Source organism: Herpetosiphon sp., assembly GCF_003512625.1.
GTDB classification, from domain to species: Bacteria; Chloroflexota; Chloroflexia; order Chloroflexales; family Herpetosiphonaceae; genus Herpetosiphon; species Herpetosiphon aurantiacus.
Genome location: NZ_DOPT01000082.1, coordinates 1 through 5,314, shown reverse-complemented (window position 1 = coordinate 5,314; position 5,314 = coordinate 1). Strand labels below are relative to the sequence as shown.

4 protein-coding genes are annotated in these 5,314 nt (G+C 50.7%); all 4 read left to right on the top strand.

Annotated elements, in window-relative coordinates; translation table 11 throughout:
• Positions 1–326 precede the first annotated feature (326 nt).
• Positions 327–1,643, top strand: a complete 1,317-nt coding sequence (locus DEF47_RS17990; RefSeq protein WP_012191357.1) for a nucleotide sugar dehydrogenase — start codon at positions 327–329, stop codon at positions 1,641–1,643.
• A 441-nt stretch (positions 1,644–2,084) separates the two neighbouring features.
• Complete coding sequence (locus tag DEF47_RS17985; protein WP_012191358.1) at positions 2,085–2,741, top strand: ATP-dependent Clp protease proteolytic subunit; 657 nt, start codon at positions 2,085–2,087, stop codon at positions 2,739–2,741.
• 64 nt (positions 2,742–2,805) lie between these two features.
• Positions 2,806–4,104 (top strand): ATP-dependent Clp protease ATP-binding subunit ClpX, encoded by a 1,299-nt coding sequence (gene clpX / locus DEF47_RS17980; protein ID WP_012191359.1) that lies wholly within the window; start codon positions 2,806–2,808, stop codon positions 4,102–4,104.
• A 143-nt stretch (positions 4,105–4,247) separates the two neighbouring features.
• Positions 4,248–5,105, top strand: a complete 858-nt coding sequence (locus DEF47_RS17975; RefSeq protein ID WP_012191360.1) for an SDR family oxidoreductase — start codon at positions 4,248–4,250, stop codon at positions 5,103–5,105.
• Positions 5,106–5,314: the final 209 nt, after the last annotated feature.

Genomic DNA, 5,314 nt, shown 5'->3' with positions numbered 1-5,314 from the left:
CCCCCTAGCCCGCTCAGCAGGCGAAAGGGCGCTTACAAAGGTCGGTTTTTGATCGTTTTCATTTGCGAACCACCAATCCCGTGGTTCATCGGTGAATGCCTGTTCACCACCCCATGTCTTTGAGGGGGTGCAGGGGGATTAAAGCCCACTGCGTCTCCCGCCTGGAGGCGGGACGGAAGGGTGGTGATCAATGAATTGTTAAAAACTTACCCTTGTAAGGCGTGAGTGAGGGGGCTTAACAACAATCGTTCTCGTGCCAAGCTTATTTGGCACATGGGTTTCAGTTTCGCATAGATGCCAATCTATGAAACAATAAAGGATTTAGTGTGAGTACCTTTGCAGATTTACGCAGCGCGATCGAAACACGACGTGCGCAAGTTGGGGTTATTGGCATGGGCTATGTTGGCTTGCCAATGTTGGCTCGGGCTGGCAACGTTGGATTCAATGTGCTAGGCTTCGATATTAGTGCTGAACGAATTGCCAGCATCAACGAGGGCGTGAGCTATATCGGCGATGTGCCAAGCAGCGATTTGGCCGCGCTCCGCAATAATAAGTTGATCGAAGCAACCGCCCAATTTGAGCGATTGCGCGATTGCGACATTATTATTATTTGTATGCCGACCCCACTCAACGAAGCTCGCGACCCCGATATGAGCTATATCGAATCGGCGACCAACGAGATTGCCGCGCGACTCCGCCCAGGCCAATTGATTATTCTTGAAAGCACCACCTACCCCGGCACCACGGTTGAAGTGCTCAAACCAGCCTTTGATGCTTGCAATCTCAGCGTGGGCGCAGATTATTTCTTGGCCTTTTCGCCCGAGCGGATCGATCCTGGCTCGGTTAATTTCAAGGTGCACAATATTCCCAAGGTGGTTGGTGGAGTTACGCCGCAGTGCAACGAGCTAACCTCGTTGTTCTACGGCCATATCGTAACTGCGGTAACCGAAGTTTCATCGCCAGCCGCCGCCGAAATGACCAAATTGTTCGAGAATATTTTCCGCAACGTCAATATTGCCTTGGTCAACGAATTAACTCTAATCTGCGATCGCATGGGCTTGAATGTTTGGGAAATTATCGATGCTGCCGCAACCAAGCCATTTGGGTTTATGCGCTTTACCCCAGGCCCAGGTTTGGGCGGCCACTGTATCCCGCTTGATCCCTTCTATTTGGCTTGGAAGGCGCGGCATTACGATATTTCGGCGCGTTTTATCGAGCTAGCAGGCGAGATCAATTTGACCATGCCGCGCTTTGTGCGCGATCGCATCAGCCATGCGCTGAATGATCAAGAACGTAGCATCAAAGGCTCAACGGTTGTACTGCTCGGGGTGGCCTACAAAAAAGACATCGACGACTACCGCGAATCGCCAATTTTCAAAGTAATGGATTTGTTGGCGGCTGATGGGGCCAATGTGTACTGTTGCGATCCCCATGTAACCGTCTTTTATGATCACCATAATCATGAATACCAAACCGTGCCACTGACTGATGAACTACTACAGCAAGCCCATTGTACGGTAATTGTGACCGATCACAGTGCCTTCGATTATGCCAAGATCGTCGAGCAAAGTCGCGTGGTTGTGGATACCCGCAACGCCACCCGCGAGGTCAAAAGCCACCGCGAAAAAATTCGTTTGTTGTAAAGCGAGCGTAATCACGAAGCCATAAATCTTTTGAGCCACGAAGGACACGAAGCGCACGAAGGACGAGGGATGAGGGATCAGCAGTCAGGGATCAGTTAATGCAGCCTGTTTCAAGTTGCTAACCCCTAGCCCCTGATCCCTCACCCCTCACATCCTCTGCGCCTCTGCTTTAAAACCTGATGCCTGACACCTAGCCCCTAATCCATCTTTTGCCTTTAGCCTTCATCCCTCATAATTCACCCTCATCCTTCCCACAGGTGGTTGCATAGTTCCCCTGAATGGTGGATAATCAACCAGCAGAATGGTGGCATCGACAAGTGTTGGAATCGTGTTAACATTGTGATGCAATGGAATGGCCCTCTGCCATGCGCGAGGTTTTTCGGGTAGACTAGAAGCATCGACCGAAGTGCGCCGATGCGCACCGTTGCAAGGAGGCTTGCTATGTCCTGGTTTCAATGGCTCTCACCTGCTCACGACATTGTGGCAGCGAAATCGCCCTCAATGGTTGTTCCCTACGTTGTAGAAACAAGCAGCCGTGGCGAACGAGTTTATGACATCTACTCACGTTTGCTCAAAGAGCGGATCATCATTCTCGGTACGCCGATTGATTCGCAAATTGCGAATGTGTTGGTGGCTCAATTATTGTTCTTGCAACACGATGACCCTGATCGCGATATTTCAATCTATATCAACAGCCCAGGCGGCGAAGTGAATGCTGGCCTTGCGATCTACGATACGATGCAGATGGTTTCGCCCGATATTGCGACCTGGTGTGTTGGTTTTGCTGGCAGTATGGCAACGCCAGTTCTGGCTGGTGGTACCAAAGGCAAGCGCTATTCATTGCCCAATTCAACCATCCACATGCACCCAGCTGGTGGTGGTGCTCGCGGTTATGCGCCTGATGTCGAAATTCAAATTAAAGAGTTGTTGCGCTTGCAAAACATTGTGCGTGGCTTGCTGGCAAAAGATACTGGTCAGCCGATCGAGCGGATTGCCCGCGACTTCGACCGTGATTTGTTTATGACACCAGAACAAGCCAAAGAATATGGTATCATTGACGAAATTACGACCCACATTGAAGCTGGGCAACAAGATTAATTGAGCAACAAGGATGATGACGCGAGCCTCGTTGCTCGCGTCGTCACCAATGGGAGCAATTCCAATGGCGCAATCCGCCTTTATGCCACCGACCTACTACTGCTCGTTTTGCGGGCGGAACCAAGATGAAGTCGATCGCTTGGTCACAGGTCCGGGGGCATTATTTATTTGCAACGAGTGCATTGAGCTGTTAAGCGCAATTATTGCCAACGAGGAGCGTAAAGAAGCTCCCCATGCCCCAATTCTCCCACCAACACTGCCGATTCCCCATGCCATTCGTGATCATCTCGATGAATATGTAATTGGCCAAGATCGGGCGAAAAAGGTGATGGCGGTGGCGGTGTACAACCACTATAAGCGGTTGCGTGCCCAAGCTCAAGGCGATACCGATGTCGAAATTCAAAAGAGCAATATTTTGTTAGTTGGGCCAACTGGCTCAGGCAAAACGCTGCTTGCCCAAACCCTAGCTCGTATGCTCGATGTGCCATTTGCCATCGCCGATGCCACCGCATTAACCGAGGCTGGGTATGTTGGCGAAGATGTCGAGACGATTCTGCTGCGCTTGATTCAAGCCGCCGATGGCGATGTTGATCGCGCTCAAATGGGCATTTTGTATATCGACGAAATCGATAAAATTGCCCGCAAAGCCGATAATCCATCGATCACGCGTGATGTTTCGGGCGAGGGTGTGCAACAAGCTTTGCTGAAAATCCTCGAAGGCGGGGTGGTCAATGTGCCGCCAATGCCAGGCCGCAAACATCCGCAGCAAGAATTTATTCCCTTTGATACCACCAATGTGCTGTTTATTTGTGGTGGGGCGTTCGAAGGCTTGGAGCATCATATTGCTGAACGGATGGGTAGTGGCGGAACCTTAGGCTTTGGCAAGACGATCGTCAAAGAAGAACGGCTCGAACGTTCTAAGAAATTGCTATCGTTGGTCAACCCCGACGATTTGCTGCACTTTGGTTTTATTCCTGAGTTTATCGGACGTATGCCGGTTGTCGCCGCGCTCACGCCGCTCGATAAAGATGCCATGATGCGGATTTTGACCGAGCCACGCAACGCAATCATCAAGCAATATCAAAAAATGTTGGCGCTTGATCATGTGCAACTCGAAGTCAGCGGCGATGCCATGGAAGCAATCGTTGAGCGAGCGTTGGCTGGCAAAACAGGCGCTCGTGGTTTGCGCACTGCCGTTGAAGAAATTTTGCTCGATGTGATGTTTGATTTGCCGTCGGAAACCGATGTAGTGCGCTGTGTAATTACCGCTGAAACGGTGCGTGATGGTGCAATGCCAACCCTGATTCGGCGAACGAGCAGCCGCAGTCGAGCTGGTAAACAACCAACCACCAAAGCTAGTTAAACGCTATTTTGCAGTCATGATGCCTCGTTCTCGTTGAGAGCGGGGCATTTTGTTTTAGCGTTTGTTGCCATGGCTTGACACACTGCGTAAATCGGGGCATCCTGCTAGTAGCACATGTAATTTGTGGCTTTTATGGAGGCACTATGAAAGGTAAAGTTTGTTTGGTCACCGGGGCTACTGGTGGTATCGGCAAGGTAACAGCCTTAGAACTAGCGCGTCAAGGCGCGACGGTCGTGATTATTGGGCGGCATCCGTTGCGCACCGAAGGCGTTACCGAGATGATCAAACGCGAAACTGGCAATCCCAATGTTAGCTATATTTTGGCCGATTTATCCAAGCAAGTTGATGTACGCAGGGCTGCCGCCGAATTTTTGAGCAAACATCATCAATTGCATATTTTGGTCAATAATGCTGGAGCATTTTATAACTCACGCCAAGAAAGTGCCGATGGCATCGAATTAACCATGGCGCTCAATCATTTAGCCTACTTTCTATTAACCGATTTGCTGTTGGATACAATCAAAGCTAGCGCTCCTGCCCGAATTATCAATGTTTCTTCTGAGGCTCATCGGATGGGCGCGATGGATTTCAACGATCTTGAAGGCAAGCGCAAATGGGGTGGCTGGCGCATGTATGGTCGTTCCAAATTGGCCAATATTCTATTTACCAAAGAGCTTGCCCGCCGTTTGGCAGGCACCGATGTCACGGTCAACTGCTTGCATCCAGGCGTGGTTTCAACCGGCTTTGCTGCCAACAACGGATTCTTTGGCATTGCCATGCGCAAATTAATGGATCTTGGCTCGATCAGCGCCGAAAAAGGGGCCGAAACCACCTTGTATCTTGCCACATCGCACGAAGTTGAGCATCTCACGGGCTTGTATTTCGATAAAAAGAAACCACGTGAATCCAGCCCAGCCTCGCACGATCAAACTGCCGCCGAAAAGCTCTGGCAGTGGAGCGAAACCAAAGTTAAGCAAATCAACGAGCAACAAGCAGCGTAAAAAGGGATGCGGGATGAAAGCTGTGGCTATAGGTAGGTTTTAACGATCCCTCACCCCCGACCCCTCTCTTACAAGGGTAGGTTGTTAACAATGCTTGGGTGGGATGGATCGTCAATTGGCATGCCCTCACCCCCTAGCCCCCTCTCCCGCCCGCGAGGCGAGGGGGAAACCCTTGATCATGATCATTGGATCGCCCCTCTCCCGCCGCA

Excerpts from the sequence above, each read along its gene's own strand:
- DEF47_RS17985 (WP_012191358.1), top strand. The coding sequence starts at position 2,085 with ATGTCCTGGTTTCAATGGCTCTCACCTGCTCACGACATTGTGGCAGCG.
- clpX (WP_012191359.1), top strand. The coding sequence starts at position 2,806 with ATGGCGCAATCCGCCTTTATGCCACCGACCTACTACTGCTCGTTTTGC.
- DEF47_RS17975 (WP_012191360.1), top strand. The coding sequence starts at position 4,248 with ATGAAAGGTAAAGTTTGTTTGGTCACCGGGGCTACTGGTGGTATCGGC.